This window comes from Lysinibacillus sp. HST-98, from assembly GCF_016757845.1.
In the GTDB taxonomy this organism is placed as follows: Bacteria; Bacillota; Bacilli; order Bacillales_A; family Planococcaceae; genus Lysinibacillus; species Lysinibacillus capsici.
On sequence record NZ_JAENHX010000003.1, the window covers coordinates 125101 to 139739 of the forward strand.

15 protein-coding genes are annotated in these 14639 nt (G+C 37.6%); 7 read left to right on the forward strand and 8 right to left on the reverse strand.

Annotation, left to right across the window (positions count from 1 at the left end; all coding sequences use genetic code 11):
- Window positions 1–220 precede the first annotated feature (220 nt).
- Together JIN86_RS09185 and JIN86_RS09190 are read left to right on the forward strand one after the other, a co-directional pair.
- Window positions 221–916, forward strand: coding sequence for a response regulator transcription factor (locus JIN86_RS09185; RefSeq protein WP_004269376.1), 696 nt, complete (start codon window positions 221–223; stop codon window positions 914–916).
- Window positions 894–2954, forward strand: coding sequence for a HAMP domain-containing sensor histidine kinase (locus tag JIN86_RS09190; protein WP_004269377.1), 2061 nt, complete (start codon window positions 894–896; stop codon window positions 2952–2954). Before JIN86_RS09185 ends, JIN86_RS09190 begins: the two co-directional genes overlap by 23 nt.
- Before the next feature lie 679 nt (window positions 2955–3633).
- Here JIN86_RS09190 and JIN86_RS09195 read toward each other — a convergent pair.
- The 4 genes from JIN86_RS09195 to JIN86_RS09210 form a co-directional block, all read right to left on the reverse strand.
- Window positions 3634–4380, reverse strand: coding sequence for an amino acid ABC transporter ATP-binding protein (locus tag JIN86_RS09195; RefSeq protein WP_202341762.1), 747 nt, complete (start codon window positions 4378–4380; stop codon window positions 3634–3636).
- Window positions 4381–4391: 11 nt separating this feature from the next.
- Window positions 4392–5048, reverse strand: a complete 657-nt coding sequence (locus JIN86_RS09200) for an amino acid ABC transporter permease (protein WP_202341763.1) — start codon at window positions 5046–5048, stop codon at window positions 4392–4394.
- Between the two features lie 67 nt (window positions 5049–5115).
- Window positions 5116–5913 carry an amino acid ABC transporter substrate-binding protein gene (locus JIN86_RS09205; RefSeq protein WP_004269381.1) on the reverse strand — a complete coding sequence of 266 codons (798 nt, stop codon included), beginning with the start codon at window positions 5911–5913 and terminating at the stop codon, window positions 5116–5118.
- Window positions 5914–6145: 232 nt separating this feature from the next.
- Window positions 6146–6538 (reverse strand): ribonuclease HI family protein, encoded by a 393-nt coding sequence (locus JIN86_RS09210; protein WP_004269382.1) that lies wholly within the window; start codon window positions 6536–6538, stop codon window positions 6146–6148.
- Between the two features lie 187 nt (window positions 6539–6725).
- Between JIN86_RS09210 and JIN86_RS09215 the strand changes: the two genes are divergently transcribed.
- Entirely contained in the window at window positions 6726–6917 is a 192-nt protein-coding gene (locus JIN86_RS09215; protein ID WP_004269383.1) for a zinc-finger domain-containing protein, read from the forward strand.
- Between the two features lie 58 nt (window positions 6918–6975).
- Here JIN86_RS09215 and JIN86_RS09220 read toward each other — a convergent pair whose 3' ends face one another.
- Both JIN86_RS09220 and pepF read right to left on the reverse strand, forming a co-directional pair.
- Entirely contained in the window at window positions 6976–7959 is a 984-nt protein-coding gene (locus JIN86_RS09220) for an SEC-C domain-containing protein (protein ID WP_004269384.1), read from the reverse strand.
- A 227-nt stretch (window positions 7960–8186) separates the two neighbouring features.
- Window positions 8187–10001, reverse strand: a complete 1815-nt coding sequence (gene pepF / locus JIN86_RS09225) for an oligoendopeptidase F (RefSeq protein ID WP_202341764.1) — start codon at window positions 9999–10001, stop codon at window positions 8187–8189.
- Between the two features lie 217 nt (window positions 10002–10218).
- On the opposite strand from pepF, the gene JIN86_RS09230 reads away from it, so the two are divergent.
- Together JIN86_RS09230 and JIN86_RS09235 are read left to right on the forward strand one after the other, a co-directional pair.
- The gene (locus JIN86_RS09230; RefSeq protein ID WP_004269386.1) at window positions 10219–10659 is read left to right on the forward strand and encodes a Dps family protein; all 441 of its coding nucleotides are present in this window, start codon (window positions 10219–10221) and stop codon (window positions 10657–10659) included.
- A 188-nt stretch (window positions 10660–10847) separates the two neighbouring features.
- On the forward strand, window positions 10848–11285 hold the full coding sequence (locus tag JIN86_RS09235; protein ID WP_202341765.1) for a general stress protein: 438 nt from the start codon (window positions 10848–10850) through the stop codon (window positions 11283–11285).
- A 118-nt stretch (window positions 11286–11403) separates the two neighbouring features.
- Here JIN86_RS09235 and JIN86_RS09240 read toward each other — a convergent pair whose 3' ends face one another.
- Both JIN86_RS09240 and JIN86_RS09245 read right to left on the reverse strand, forming a co-directional pair.
- Window positions 11404–11760: a hypothetical protein gene (locus JIN86_RS09240; protein ID WP_202341766.1), complete on the reverse strand. Its 357-nt coding sequence runs from the start codon at window positions 11758–11760 to the stop codon at window positions 11404–11406.
- A 136-nt stretch (window positions 11761–11896) separates the two neighbouring features.
- The gene (locus tag JIN86_RS09245) at window positions 11897–12796 is read right to left on the reverse strand and encodes a DMT family transporter (protein ID WP_004269389.1); all 900 of its coding nucleotides are present in this window, start codon (window positions 12794–12796) and stop codon (window positions 11897–11899) included.
- Window positions 12797–12929: 133 nt separating this feature from the next.
- On the opposite strand from JIN86_RS09245, the gene JIN86_RS09250 reads away from it, so the two are divergent.
- On the forward strand, window positions 12930–13811 hold the full coding sequence (locus JIN86_RS09250; RefSeq protein ID WP_004269390.1) for a LysR family transcriptional regulator: 882 nt from the start codon (window positions 12930–12932) through the stop codon (window positions 13809–13811).
- Between the two features lie 71 nt (window positions 13812–13882).
- Complete coding sequence (locus JIN86_RS09255) at window positions 13883–14557, forward strand: phosphopantothenoylcysteine decarboxylase domain-containing protein (RefSeq protein ID WP_048390090.1); 675 nt, start codon at window positions 13883–13885, stop codon at window positions 14555–14557.
- The last annotated feature ends 82 nt before the right edge of the window (window positions 14558–14639 follow it).

Below are 14639 nucleotides of genomic sequence, written 5' to 3' on the forward strand. Positions count from 1 at the left end.
TGTATATTTGACGATTAAAGGAGAGCCGCTCAAACCTGCTTTCCTTTTTTATTGTTTTCCTTGAATTTGTATTTGACATCAAGTGTGCATAAAGGAAAACACTAAGAAAATCTTAAGAATTGATGTCTGAGTTTGTTAAGATTTAATTAGTATTATATCCTTATACGAATCCTATAGGGGTGATTGACATGAACCTAAAGCGCTGGAGGAGTGAATGTAGTTGAACATTTTGATTTGTGATGATGATAAAGAAATTGTTAGGGCGATTAGCATTTATTTAGAAAATGAGGGCTATCAAGTATTCAAAGCTTACAATGGGATAGAGGCAATCGATCTTATTCGGGATCACGTTATTCATCTTATTATTATGGATATTATGATGCCCAAAATGGATGGGATTACGGCGACGATGAAGATTCGGCAAGATAATATGATTCCGTTAATTATGCTTTCTGCTAAATCGGAGGATTATGACAAAATACTGGGATTAAATATCGGAGCAGATGATTATATGGCTAAGCCGTTTAATCCATTAGAACTTGTGGCTAGAGTGAAATCGCAGCTCAGAAGGTATACGACCTTTGGAAGTCTCGAGAGAAGTAGTGCTGTATTTCAAACGGGTGGTCTTGTGATTGATGATGAACAAAAAGTCATTACTGTTGATAAACAAGAGGTTCATTTGACACCAGTGCAATATAAAATCTTAAAACTTCTGACTGCCAATGCTGGAAGAGTATTCACGATTGAAGAAATTTATGAAAAGGTATGGAATGTCAGGGCTATTAATCCTGAAAATACGGTTTCGGTTCATATTCGAAAGATTCGAGAAAAAATTGAAATTAATCCAAAAGAGCCGAAGTATTTAAAAGTTGTATGGGGAGTTGGGTATAAGGTTGAGAAAGTTGAGAAGTATTAGTCATGCACTTATTACGAAAGTAGTTATGTTTCTAATTGCTGTTGCTTGTTTAACTGGTATAGCGAGAGTAATGATTAACATGGAATTTAATGAGATTCATCTTAGTAGTATAAATCAAGATACCTATTTTGAAAGCCGAGCATTCGCAGATGAAAGTTACAGCATTATTGCTCCTTTAGCGCAATTAATCGGAAAATATAAAAGTGAAGAATATATTTTAAGTGGAAAGACACTAACAGGAGAGGATAATAGAAGAATCGAAGAGGAATTATATTATGATTTCCGTAATTCTTACAGATATAATCCTAATGTGAGTGAAGAGGAAAATAAGCACATCTATCAAGAAAACTATGCAAAAGACATTGCTAGAACAAAAGATGAAAGTATGAAAGAACAGGTAAGAAATTTTTATCAATTACGCAGTTCGCTCGAAGCCTATGAAGGAATTGTGTTTTATGCAAGTGACGGTGAACATGAGTTCTCCAATAGTGATCTCACTAAGAAAGAGCAATTTGAATCCTTTGATGCCTATATGTTATTTAAAGATTATCAACAAAAGCTTTACCCTAATGAAGTGAAAGAAAGTCAATACTTGGATTACTTTACACACGAAGTTAACATGTTGAACCCACAGACAGATGTTATTTATGTGGCTTTTAAAGACTCTTACCTACAGCAAAAAATATCGGAATGGGAAAAAGATAAAGCGGCTGCCCAAGGTTTTCTGAATGAATGGATGGTATTTCTAGCAGGATTTATTTTTTGTTTTGTATATTTAATTATAGTTATTGGAAGAACGCCATTTGATAAAGAAGAAATTCATTTCCATGTCATTGATAAACTTTATAATGACCTTAATATTGTGCTTATCGGTTGCTTAACAGCGATGTGGATCGCCATGATTGTTGAAGTCTTCCGTGATATGTACATGTTCTTCACCGTGCCTATTTTTATCATTGGCTTACTATTGATTTTATCACTCGTAAAGCATATTAAAAATAGAACGTTCTTTCAGCATACACTCCTCTATCAACTTTTTAAAAAGCTATTTATTTTAGTGAAACATGTTTTTGACAGTGGCAGTACAGGCGTGAAAATTGTGCTACTAGTAATTGGTTATCCATTAGTAGTAGCGGCTACGTTTTTCATGTTTCCCATTACGATGGGGATAGCTGCCTGGTTGGCAATGAGAAAGGTGAAGTCGTTTAACCGCATTAAAGAGGGCGTAGAGCAAATTAAAAATGGAGATCTTCATCATCGAATTGAAGTTGATGGAAATGGGGAGTTTAATCAACTTGCAGAAAATATTAATCGTATTACAGATGGGTTAAAAAAGGCAGTGGATAGTGAAATCAAGAGTGAGCGTTTAAAAACAGAACTTATTACGAATGTTTCGCATGATATTAGAACCCCTTTAACGTCAATTATTACGTATGTTGATTTATTGAAATTAGAAAACGATCCTAAAATGATTGCAGAATATGTAGAGGTGTTAGATCAAAAATCGAAAAGACTCAAGCTTTTAACGGATGATTTATTTGAAGCGGCTAAAGCATCAAGTGGTAGTATACCTGTTCAGTTAGAACGGATTGATATCGTATCATTACTAACGCAAGGAATTGGAGAAATGGATGAAAAAATTGAAGCCTCGTCATTAGATTTTAAGTTAGCCCATCCAACAGAAAAAGTGTATGTGAAGGCTGATGGTAAACTCCTATGGCGTTCCATCGAAAACTTATTCTCGAATATTTTTAAATACGCACTCCCTACCTCAAGGGTATATATTGGTGTTGAAGATTTAGGGAATGAAATACTTGTGACATTTAAAAATATTTCAGCATATGAATTAAATATTTCAGTAGATGAGTTAATGGAACGCTTTAAACGAGGCGACGAATCAAGGTCAAGTCAAGGTAGCGGATTAGGGTTGTCGATTGCTGAAAGCCTTATTCACATCCAGAATGGCAAATTCTTAGTTCAAGTAGATGGTGATTTATTTAAGGTCATGATTTATCTACCGAAATTCCCAAATGAATAATGTAATAAAGGAATAGGATACATGCGTGTCCTATTCCTTTTCTGTTGTTGAAAGAAGATCATGTTACTAGAAAAAGACCTTTTAGCAAGGTGAGGGGTTGATTTCCGTTCCGCCAGCGTCCTTTCCAGGGGGCGTCCGATGAGCCGCTTCACTCACTTCCGTTCGCTCCAGGGTCTCCTCTGTGACGCTAAATCCCCTCGGAGTGACGCTGACTCCACTCCAATCAACCATTCTGCAAAATGTCTTTACTTTTTTCATACTAGCATAGCGATCAAATAGCCCATTATCTGTATTCTTAGAGGGGATAAGCTCTTATTATTTTTAAGGTGGAGAAGTGATGCGTGACAACACCTCTTCATAAAGAGTAATGAATACCTTCACTTTATTTGAAAACCTTTGCTAAAAAGCGGTTTATAGTGGTGGGCTACTTGACTCCCATGGGATAGCGAGACAGGCAAAACTCTAAACGGAGCGGTAGCGGAGGAAGCGATTCGGCGCTCGTTCACAGGAAAGCAAGTAGCCTGCAACGGAAATTCATTTTCACTTTTCACAAAAATTCTATTGATTGTTTTGTTTTTCAACACTATAAAAGGAATAGGATACCTGCGTGTCCTATTCCTTTTGTGTAAGTAAAGAACTGTATAAAAAAGAGAGCGACATGAGCCAGCTCTCCTTCAAATTAGTTAAGATTCTTTCGTAAAAACGCTTTTGTACGGTCGTTTTGTGGGTTTGTAAAGAAGTTGTCAGGATGATCAGATTCGATAATTTGACCACCATCCATAAAGACTACCTTATTTGCTACCTCTCGTGCAAAGCCCATTTCGTGTGTCACAACAATCATCGTCATGTGGTCCTCTGCTAGGCTTTTCATAACCTTTAATACTTCACCTGTCAGCTCAGGATCTAAGGCAGAGGTAGGTTCATCAAATAATAAAATTTGAGGATTCATCATTAGAGCACGTGCAATTGCTACACGCTGTTTTTGGCCACCAGAAAGATTGGCTGGATAAGCCTTGGCCTTGTCGGCAAGACCAATTTTTTGTAGTAGATCTTGACAGCGTTTTGTAATGGCTTCTGCCGATTCTGCTTTTAATAAGCTTGGTGCCATTTCAAGGTTTTGCTGAACTGTTAAGTGGGGGAACAGGTTAAAGTGTTGAAAGACCATTCCCATTTTAGCTGTGATTGCTTTGATGTCTTGTGGCTTTGTATATCGACCATCTTGCACTAAATAATCGCCATCTACTACAATACTGCCACCATCGATTTCTTCTAAATGTATTAAGCTTCGAAGCATTGTACTTTTCCCAGATCCAGAGGGACCGATAACTGCAATGACATCATTCTTCTCTACTGAAAATGTAATTTGTTTCAGAACCTCCACCTGATCGAAAGATTTCTTCAAATTGGTTACTTCCATTAATGCCATATGTGTCACCTCTATTCGAATTTAAAGCGTTTTTCTAGCCATTTAAAGAACACGGTCAATACAAGGGTCATGACTAAGTAAATTGCACCAGCAATAAAGAACGGTGTAATTGTGAAGTCACGATTGACAGCTGTTTGCGCAAAATGTAGTAATTCTGGAACAGCAACTGCATAAAGTAGGGCTGTATCCTTGATTAGTGTAACGGATTCATTTGATAAAGCGGGTAAGGCGACACGAAACATTTGTGGCAAAATAACACGTGTCGTCGTTTGCCATTTGGATAAACCGAGTACCTGGGCTGCCTCATATTGTCCTTTGTCGATGGCAAGAAGACCACCACGGAATATTTCTGCAAAGTAGGCAGCATAATTTAAAATAAAGCCAAGACAAGCGGCCACAAAACGATCGAGTACTAAATATTCACCGATTACTGGCAGCATAGGTAAACCAAAGCAAATTAATAATAATTGTAGTAATAGTGGTGTACCACGCATGATATAAATATACGTATGTGCAAGCCAAGCGAGTGGTTTTATCCGACTTTTTACGACAAGTGTTAGTAAAAAGCCGAATGGAATCGATACCAGAATGGCGATGAAAAACAGTAAAACTGTCATTTTTGCCCCTTCTAGCATCGGTAATATCATAGTTTGCCAGTAATCCGCCATAACGATGTCCCTCCAAAAAGAGTAAGAGTTCCGCTAAGGAAACTCTTACAGTTGATGTATCCTGTCATTATTTTAATACTTTATCTTCACCGAACCATTTTGTTGAAATATCAGCCGCAGTACCGTCTTCATTCATTTTGTCTAACGCGGCTTGTAGTTTTTCTAATAAGGCTTCATTTCCTGGTTTCACACCAATACCGTATTGCTCAGGTGCGAGTGATTCCTCTAATAATTTGAATGTGTTAGGCTCTTGTGTCATGTAATATTCTGCAACTACAGCATCGATTACCACAGCATCAACACGGCCTGTTTTTAAGTCTGATAATGCTAAAACATTATCCGCAAATTCTGTCATTTTTTTCACTTCTTTGTGAATTGGGTTACCGTTTAATGCATCTGCCGCAGAAGAAAGGGATTGAATACCTACTTCTTGTCCAGCTAAATCACTTAGCTTCGTAATCTTTGAATCTGCCTTTGTTATCACAACTTGAGAGTTTTCAAGATAAGGCTTTGTAAATAAAACTTTTTCCTTACGTTCATCTGTAATGGTATAACCGTTCCATATTAAATCAATACGTCCACTTAATAATTCAGCCTCTTTTGTTTTCCAATCGATTGGCTGGAATTCTGCTTCAACGCCCATATGCTCTGCTGCAGCACGAGCTAAATCAATATCGAATCCAACGATGTCATTTTTATCATCGCGGAAGCCCATTGGTGCAAATTTATCGTCGATTCCAATAATCATTTTTTCTTGATCTGCTGCTGTTTCGTCTTTTTCTGCTGTCTTTTCTTTTGAAGAGCCGCACGCTGCTAAAACGATGACAGCTGTCAGCATCATAAATAAAGTCACTACACGTTTCATCTTTGTTTCCCCCTATAATCTATCACTTTCGCTTGCTAAACTACTAATGTGTTAAAGGATAACATCGTCCTCTAACAATGTCAATATCGTTTTGGATTAATCAGAAAATGAGTGGCGTTTTCTAGCATTTTTTTGAATATCATAAAATAATGAGATTGGGGGATAGTAAATAACTGAAGAATAGGGATAAGAAAAAGGGACTGCTCCAATAGAACAGTCCTGTGAAATGAAGCTAGGCATTTTTGCTTTGGATTGCTTTTCGTGCCAAGGCATCAGCCGCTTTGTTTTGTGAGTCGGGCACCCATTTGATAAAGAATAAATCAAAGCTAGTGGCAAGCGCTAAAGCTTTTTCTAAATAAGGTTTAAATTCCTCATTTTTCACATATTCTTTTTCCATAGAAGCAACAACGATTTTGGAATCTGAACGCACCGAGACAAGAGGGGAGCCTAGCTTTTGTGCTTCTTCAAGACCACGAACCAATGCCGAAAATTCAGCAATATGGTTGTTTGTTTCACCAATATACTCGCTGATTTGGATATGGTGACCTTCACCTTTAATAAATACTCCTATCCCACTTGGCCCAGGATTTCCTGCACTGGCAGCATCTATATAAACTTCTAACATATTATCCCTACTTTGCGTTTTGACTTCATTATAATTGTACAACAAGGCTATGGTTTAAAGCATCCTTGTGGGCAATTCGTGTTTGAAAAAAATACGTAGGAAGTAAACAAAATAGTTGCTTGTTGAAATTGAACGCTTCATAATAGTATGAAGTGAATTTTGGACGTGAAAGGAGCGAGAGTTCAACATGGATAAAGTGACGGTTATGAAGGATATTGATGAACTGCATGATACGTATTGTTCGGATTGCTTAGTGATTAAGCAATTACGTAAAGAACGTGGTAAACCAGGGGCTCATCGTTTCTGCATTGAAGCCTGTTCAGTTGGAGAAAAGCTACAGTTCCTAGGGGAAGAACTTTTAAAAGTTTATAGTAAATAAACACATGAGAAAAAGCTACATGTATTAGCAAATACATGTAGCTTCTTTATTGTCATCATTATTTTGTTTCAGCATAGCTGCTTAGATCTTGGTAATACTTTGTAAGAGAGGAAGCCGAAATATCAAATGTCGCAGCGATTTCTTTTACCGTCATAGAAAGGGACTCAAACAGCTCCTTTTCCTGGCCATAACGAATCGCACCAGCTGCAATGGCCGCTTCTTTACGCGCAGTCGGTTGACCTTCAATTAAATAGTCCTCTAGAAGCTCTAGCATCGGTGCTGTTTCACGCTCATTTTGCTCTAGGAAGTCTTTTACTTGTGTCAGGACATTGCTCTCAAAGTTTGAAAATTCCTCACCTTTATAGCCATTTGATACTAATAACTCCCAAAATGCTAGGTGCTCTTCTTTTAAGAAGGAGCCAACCTTCTTCTCTGAAGCCTCAAAGCGCTTCTTGAATTCTTCAAAGACCTTCGCATGATCTTCTGGGAAGAAAATCAGTGTAGACACAGCTAAATAATGAGCCGATTTCTTCGTTCCATCTGGTAAAATGAAGGCAAATACATGCATACCTTCAGGAATCGGTTTGTTATTTTCACGTCGAATATAAAGCTCATCATTTGTAAGTATATGATTAGCCTTGAAATATTTTTCCTCAACAACAGACACCGTACCAATAAATAAAGTCGGCTGAGACCAATCTTCAAGTACTTTGACTGTAGAAGGTCTTACCGCCTTTTTCTTCGTTTTCTTCAAATAATTTTTCCAAATAGATGGCTCTTGGTGGAAGAAAAAGTCGTCTAAAGCGATGGCTTCAATAAGCTCTCGCTGTAAAACGCTCTCTAATTTAGGCTGCCATGTGCCCACATGCTCAATATAGGCACGAACATCTTTACGTTCAGGATACTCTAAGTAAAATGTTTGTAGCACACGCTCTAATTCTTCGATTTGTACTGCTTCCACTGTTACTTGTTGTTTGCCTTCACAACATTTTTTATATTTTTTGCCGCTACCGCATGGGCATGGATCATTACGTTTTACCATAATTAGAACACTTCCTTTAATCATTGTTAATCGTATATTGCTAAATAATTTGCGTACTCTTAATAATAACGGTACTTTTGTATGAAGAAAAATGATTGTCTATTTTGAAATATCTAAAAAATATAGAGGGACGCCCTGATTCTAGTATATGTACGTATTTTTCTACTTAGAACTAAAAAAAGAAAACGATCTATACCTTGAATAGGTAGGACCGTTTTCTAGTTAAATTATTGCTGAACCGCTTCGATTTCCACTGTTAGACGTTCAAGCTCATCAATTAAATGGCCAATGTAGGCAATTGTATCACGAAGTGGTTGGTCAGTCGTAATATCAACACCAGCCATTTGCGCTAACTCCACTGGTGATTTTGTACCGCCAGCCCGAAGAACTGCTAGCCAATCTTCAACAGCTGGAGCGCCCTCTTTTAAAATACGTTGAGACACTTGTGTGGAGATGGTTAACCCTGCACTATATGTGTATGGATAAAGGCCCATATAATAGTGCGGCTGACGCATCCATGTGAGTTCAGCGCCTTCAGAAATAACGACTGTATCTCCCCAGAAGTCTTCCAGCACGGAACGTTTTAATTGATTGAGGATGGTTGCATTAACTGCTTCTCCAGCATCAATTAATTCATATACTTTGCGTTGATAGGCAGCTTCTAGTAAATGTGTAACAAAGTTATGATAATATGTTTTCGCTACAATATTGGAAATTACCCAACGTTTAAAGCGTAGATCTTCATTATGTGTTAGTAAATAATTCGCTAACAGCATTTCATTCATTGTCGATGGCGCTTCAATAAAGTATAGAGATGGTCGACTATTAAGATAAGATTGATGTTCATACGTATTTGCAAAATGCCCAGCATGACCAAGCTCATGAATAAGTGTAAAGACTTCATTCATTTGTTCATTCCATGACATTAAAATATAAGGATGGCTACCATACGGACTTGAACAAAATGCTCCTGTAGATTTTCCCTTGTTTGGCGCATAGTCTATCCAACGTTCATTAAAGGCTCTCTCCATTAATTGATTATAGTCTTTACCCATAACGGCTAATGCCTTTTCAACATATTCTTTTGCCTCAGCCATTGATAATCTTGGATCATAATCAGGGTCAAGTGCAATTTTTAAATCTGCAAATGTCATTTGGTCGATTCCGTTGGCTTTTTGAATTAACGTTGCATAGCGACGCATATGTGGGGCAAGCTCTTTTGTAATTAAATCAATTTGACGATTATAAAGTGAACGATCGACATCCTGATCAAATAGTAAATAGTCAATGACAGAATTATAGCCTCTTAGGTCAGCCATTGTTTTTTCTTGTTGAATATGTGTGTTATATACTTGTGCTGTTGTATGCTGGTAATCGCGTAGCTTGCTTGAAAAAGCTTGAAAGGCAGCACGGCGTACATCTGTATTTGCTTCAAACTCCCAGTCATTTTCGTAAAGGACGAAGCTAAGGGGATGCTTTTCACCATTGGCTTCAAATTCGCCAAAATCCATGTCCACTAATTTCGTCGTATTGTACGTTTTATATGGCGCGTCAAATGTGGCACTGAAGGCTGCCAGCGCTTTTTCCACTTCAGGATGGAGCTGGTGTGGTTTTCGTTTTAATAATTCCTCTAGATATCGTTTGTAAAGAGGGCTTAATGTCGCTGCTTCTTGTAAAACAGCTTCATCCAATGCCAGTAACTCGCTGCGCACGAAGGATAGTGCACTGCTGACTTTTCCGATAGCTGTACCAAACTTTGCAGCACGCATTTGTGCTACATCATTTGTGCGATCTGTCTCTAGATTTAAGCTTGCATATGTGCCAATCGGAACAAACTTTATTTGTAGCTCTTCAAAGGCTGTTAACACGTCGATTACTTTTTGTGCATTTGTAATCGTACCTTTGTATTGCTGCTCGAAGCTAAGTGCATCTTCCACTAATTGGGCTAAGGTAGGTTCAAAATCAGCCTCATTGCTCAATAAATCTGTTAAATCCCAAGTTTGCTCTACTGCAACATCTTTTCGTAATGGTAAAACTTTCATTTATGGACACCCCTTTACATATAAGTGATTTCATTATAACGAAACTATTTCGGAAAGTGAAATAATTTCGTAGAATAGTTGAAATATTCTTACTCTAAATCGTTTCTCATGAAGGATGTTTGAAATATTGTCGGTCGGGAACAATGAGTGTATAGCCAACATCTTTTATGACTCATACTAATGGCTAGAACAAGACATATTGGAGGAGAAATTGATTATGGCACAAAACTTAAACAAACAATTAAATAAGCTAGTGGCGACATGGTCTGTGCTTTATACAAAGCTACACAATTATCATTGGTATGTCACAGGTCCAGCCTTCTTTACACTGCATGCAAAATTTGAAGAGCTATATAATGAAACAACATTGAATTTAGATGAAATAGCAGAGCGTATTTTATCAAAGGATGGCAAGCCAGTGGCAACATTAAAAGAGCATCTAGAGCTATCCTATGTAGAGGAAGCAACAGGTGAAGAAACGACAGAGGACATGGTTGCAACAACAATCTCAGATTTCCAAAAGCTGATGAAAGCTTTAAATTCTACAATGGAGCTAGCCGCAGAAGAAGGAGACGACCGTACAGAGGATTTACTCAATGCCATGTATCAGTCTCTTGAAAAGCATACATGGATGTTAAAAGCCTTTCTTGACAAGTAAACATTGACAATTTGCATGCTGGAGAAGACATTCTCTCCAGCATGCTTTTTTTCTGCCCAACATATTATGTCAAATCAGCAACGTAGTTTAAGGCAATTTAACAATTATTACAGTTTAGTAAAATGGGTTTGTTTGTGTGTAGCGCGGGTAATTACCTAGTAAGCCATACAACATAGGAGGAATTGAACATGATGAATGAACAAAATCCAAAAATTGAGGTGGCCCATACAAGGGATGAAATGCTTCACATTTTAGAGAATATGCGAATGGAAGGTTATCACCAAGACGATATTCATATTATTGCGAGAGATCCCCAACAGTTTGAGGATGTAAAGTGGGATGCCGATGTGCAAACGCATGAGGCTGGAAATTGGGTAGACCAATTTAAATCTTGGTTTACAGGCGACTCAGCCGTTACAGAGGGTTTAAAACGATTTAATCTGTCAGAGGGACAAATCGCTTACTATGCGCATCTTGTAGAACAAGGAAGTATTGTCTTATATGCAGAACGTGAGGAGGATGTTGATACACACCAAACATATCCAGAGACTGCTAAAGAGCAAGAGGAGCGTTTAAGAAATCAACAGCGTATGGCAGAGGCAGAGCAATATAGAAGATTTTTATAATGAATTAAACTAACGAGGTATGACTATTTCTCGCTAGTTTGAATATAGACAAAGTCGATTGTTTCGACTTTGTCTATTATTTTCTTATCTAGCATTTCTTGAAAAGAAGGGCTATTTTTTAAATGCCATCTTTATATTTAGAAATGTTATTTTTCTCATTTAGTATTGAGAGAATTGGATCACTTGTTTTCTTTTTAAAAGGTTGCGAAAGCAGGTCTTGTAAATTAGTAGATTCTCTGATGTCAAGGCTTTGTTTGGCTTCCATGAGGAGCACCCTTTGTCCTGTTGGTTTGACAAGGTATTGACGTACATAGCCATTTTCGTGTCTGACCTCAATTTTCGATTTGCTCTTTTTTTCGTCTTCCACTTCACGGTCATCCACATGTCTTATTAAATCCAGTAGGTTTTGTGTTTGAATCCGTTGATTGTCCTTGGTTGGTAAATAATTTGATGTATGTAAGGTTTGAATTTGCATGTATGAATCTCCTTTATTTTTGTTCCTGTAAAAATTATACTATTTTACATGTAATCGTGCCATAGAAAAGGAAGCTTGAGAAATAACGCTCAGCTTCCTCTTTTATTCATATAACAAAGTGACTCAATACACTATATTATTGTATGACTTTTTCCTGTGCATCCTTTTTCATAAAACGTAATACATGGAAATGCTCTAATTGTGCTACTAAATTCCCTATAAGAATGAAGCTACCACCAATCATTAATTTCATTGTTATGCCTTCTCCGATAAACATCATGGCAAACATAGCGGCAAAAATTGGTTCTAAGGAGAATATAAGACCTGTATGTGTAGCAGAAGTATACTGTTGTGCAACAGTTTGACCAACAAAGCAAAACGCACTACAGATGATGCCAAGCCCTAAAATAGCAATCCAGGATATTGCTGAATTTGGCATTGTTGGTGTTTCGAATAGAAACGTTAACACAAGTGCATAAATACCAGCAAAGCCAAGCTGATAAATTCCATATGAAATGGACTCTACATTTCGTGTGAATGAGCTATTTAAAAGTAAATAAATTGAATAACATAACGCAGCAATTGCTACTAATAAATCACCTTTATGGAAAGTGAATGAGCCGTGTGCTGTTAAGACGGTAATACCAATCATGGTACAAATGATCGCAAAGCTAACTGCTCGTGAAGGTAATTTTTTTTCAATAAAGCTGCTAAAAATCGGCACTAACACGACTGTTAGGCTCAAGATAAAGCCTGCATTTGAAACAGAAGTAGATTGTAAACCAAATAAACTTAACGCGAACACAATGAATAATAAAAATCCTTGAATAGCCGCATATTTTAATGTTTTACCATTTACTTTGATCATCCGTTTGTAAAAAATAAGTCCTGCTACGAAAAATGCGATGATACAACGTAATGCCACCACATTATAAACTGCCAACGTTTCTAGCCCCATGACCATAAAGGTATAAGAGAGCCCCCAAAACATTGTGACAATAACCATCAATACATTTGCTTTTCCTTGGATACTCATTATGTTCACCTACCATCTGTGTACTAAAACAGTTTTATACTAAAAATTACTATATATCTTGTGTTGTGATTAGTAAAACGAATGTTTATAATGAATAGGATTAAAAAAATTCATGTATATAGAGGGATTGCGGATGAGCTTAGTTAAATATGAGATTCTTACAAAGGTGGCAGAGGTGGCAAGCTTTACAAAAGCAGCTGATGCGCTAGGGTTAACACAATCTGCTGTGAGTCATGCCGTGTCGAGTTTAGAAAAAGAGTTTGGCTTTGCGCTCATTCATCGAAGTCGTGTGGGTGTGACATTAACGAGTGAGGGACAAACAATGCTAAGGGCAATGCGTCAGGTTTTGGATGCTCAGGAATTATTGCAACAGGAAGCAGCTCACATTCATGGCGTGACACGGGGTAAGGTTCGAATTGGTGTGATATCGAGTATTTCTTCCAATTGGATGCCAGAAATTGTTCGAATTATGGATAATCAATTTCCAGGGATACAGGTGGAGTTACGAGAGGGAGATTACTATGAAATTGAACAATGGCTTTTAAGTGGTGAAGTAGAAGCAGGATTTTTGAATGGTCAAAAGTCAGCGCAATATCAGTTCACTGAGCTCCAACAAGACCCATTATTATGTATTGTTTCGGATAAAAGTCCATTGTTTGATAAGACAGAAATTGATATCGTAGATTTAGAGGATATGCCATTTATTATGACTTCCTATAAAGGGACAAATGATGTCAAGGTGCTATTAGAGCAATATCATGTCAAGCCGAATATCCGCTTTGAGCTTTCTGAGGAGGTAGGGATTCTTTCCATGATTTCTCATCATTTAGGGATCAGTATTTTACCTCAGTTGGTTATTCAAAATTTACCGCCAACATTGAGAGCGATTCCATTAAAGCAAGGTGGCTACCGAACGATTGGTATTGCCATGAAACACCATGCTTCGCCCGTCACAAAGAAATTTGCAGAGATATTAAGTGCTTGGCTAAAAGAACAAAACAGCTCCCTAAAATAGTGGCTATTGAAGCCTATCCTTACATTACGTTAAAATAGTATTTGTATATATTTCAGAAAATAGGTGAGTGTATGGGGACATTACAGGGCAAAACCGTACTCATTACAAGTGGGGGAACACTTGAAAAATGGGATCGTGTACGAGGTCATACGAATTTATCAAAAGGCACAATGGGGTGTTATTTAGCAGAGGCGGCGCTGGCTGCTGGCGCTAACGTAGTATACATGCATGGTTACTTTGCACAGCTCCCAGAAAACCAAAATGATATGACATTGATACAATTTGAAGGCATAGAGGATTTAGGACAAAAGGTGCGTCATGCAGTTCAACAACAACATGTCGATATCGTTATTATGGCGGCTGCGGGCTCTGATTGGGTCATTGACAAAGTATATGATCAATCAGGTAATTTAATGGAGGAAACGGGGAAAATGCCTTCTGACGAACCACCTATTATTCATTTTAAAAAAGCACCAAAAGTATTAGGTCAAATTAAGGGATGGCAACCGAATGTAACGTTAGTAGGCTTTAAGCTCGAAGCAACGAATGATGAGGAATTCTTGTTAGCTCGTGCCAGACTGCGTATGGAAACAGCCAATGCACAATTTATGGTAGCAAATAGCTCTCAGTCTTTATATGGGGGGGATGAACCTCATTGGATTGTACCTGCTGATGGACAGCCTCTTAAAGTAATGGGCAAGCAAAAAACAGCAGAAGCTTTAATGATGTATTTACAAAATCAATAAATGTGAACTGTGTAGAGAAATAGTTCTACGCAGTTTTTTCTTGCCTAAAAGGTTAGCATCCTATAATATTTACTTAACGTTC

Coding starts and splice junctions, on each gene's coding strand:
- JIN86_RS09230 (WP_004269386.1), top strand. CDS start 10,219: ATGGCACAAAACTTAAACAAACAATTAAATAAGCTAGTGGCGACATGG.
- JIN86_RS09205 (WP_004269381.1), bottom strand. CDS start 5,913: ATGAAACGTGTAGTGACTTTATTTATGATGCTGACAGCTGTCATCGTT.
- JIN86_RS09255 (WP_048390090.1), top strand. CDS start 13,883: ATGGGGACATTACAGGGCAAAACCGTACTCATTACAAGTGGGGGAACA.
- JIN86_RS09240 (WP_202341766.1), bottom strand. CDS start 11,760: ATGCAAATTCAAACCTTACATACATCAAATTATTTACCAACCAAGGAC.
- JIN86_RS09195 (WP_202341762.1), bottom strand. CDS start 4,380: ATGGCATTAATGGAAGTAACCAATTTGAAGAAATCTTTCGATCAGGTG.
- JIN86_RS09250 (WP_004269390.1), top strand. CDS start 12,930: ATGAGCTTAGTTAAATATGAGATTCTTACAAAGGTGGCAGAGGTGGCA.
- JIN86_RS09210 (WP_004269382.1), bottom strand. CDS start 6,538: ATGTTAGAAGTTTATATAGATGCTGCCAGTGCAGGAAATCCTGGGCCA.
- pepF (WP_202341764.1), bottom strand. CDS start 10,001: ATGAAAGTTTTACCATTACGAAAAGATGTTGCAGTAGAGCAAACTTGG.
- JIN86_RS09215 (WP_004269383.1), top strand. CDS start 6,726: ATGGATAAAGTGACGGTTATGAAGGATATTGATGAACTGCATGATACG.
- JIN86_RS09245 (WP_004269389.1), bottom strand. CDS start 12,796: ATGAGTATCCAAGGAAAAGCAAATGTATTGATGGTTATTGTCACAATG.
- JIN86_RS09200 (WP_202341763.1), bottom strand. CDS start 5,048: ATGGCGGATTACTGGCAAACTATGATATTACCGATGCTAGAAGGGGCA.
- JIN86_RS09220 (WP_004269384.1), bottom strand. CDS start 7,959: ATGGTAAAACGTAATGATCCATGCCCATGCGGTAGCGGCAAAAAATAT.
- JIN86_RS09235 (WP_202341765.1), top strand. CDS start 10,848: ATGATGAATGAACAAAATCCAAAAATTGAGGTGGCCCATACAAGGGAT.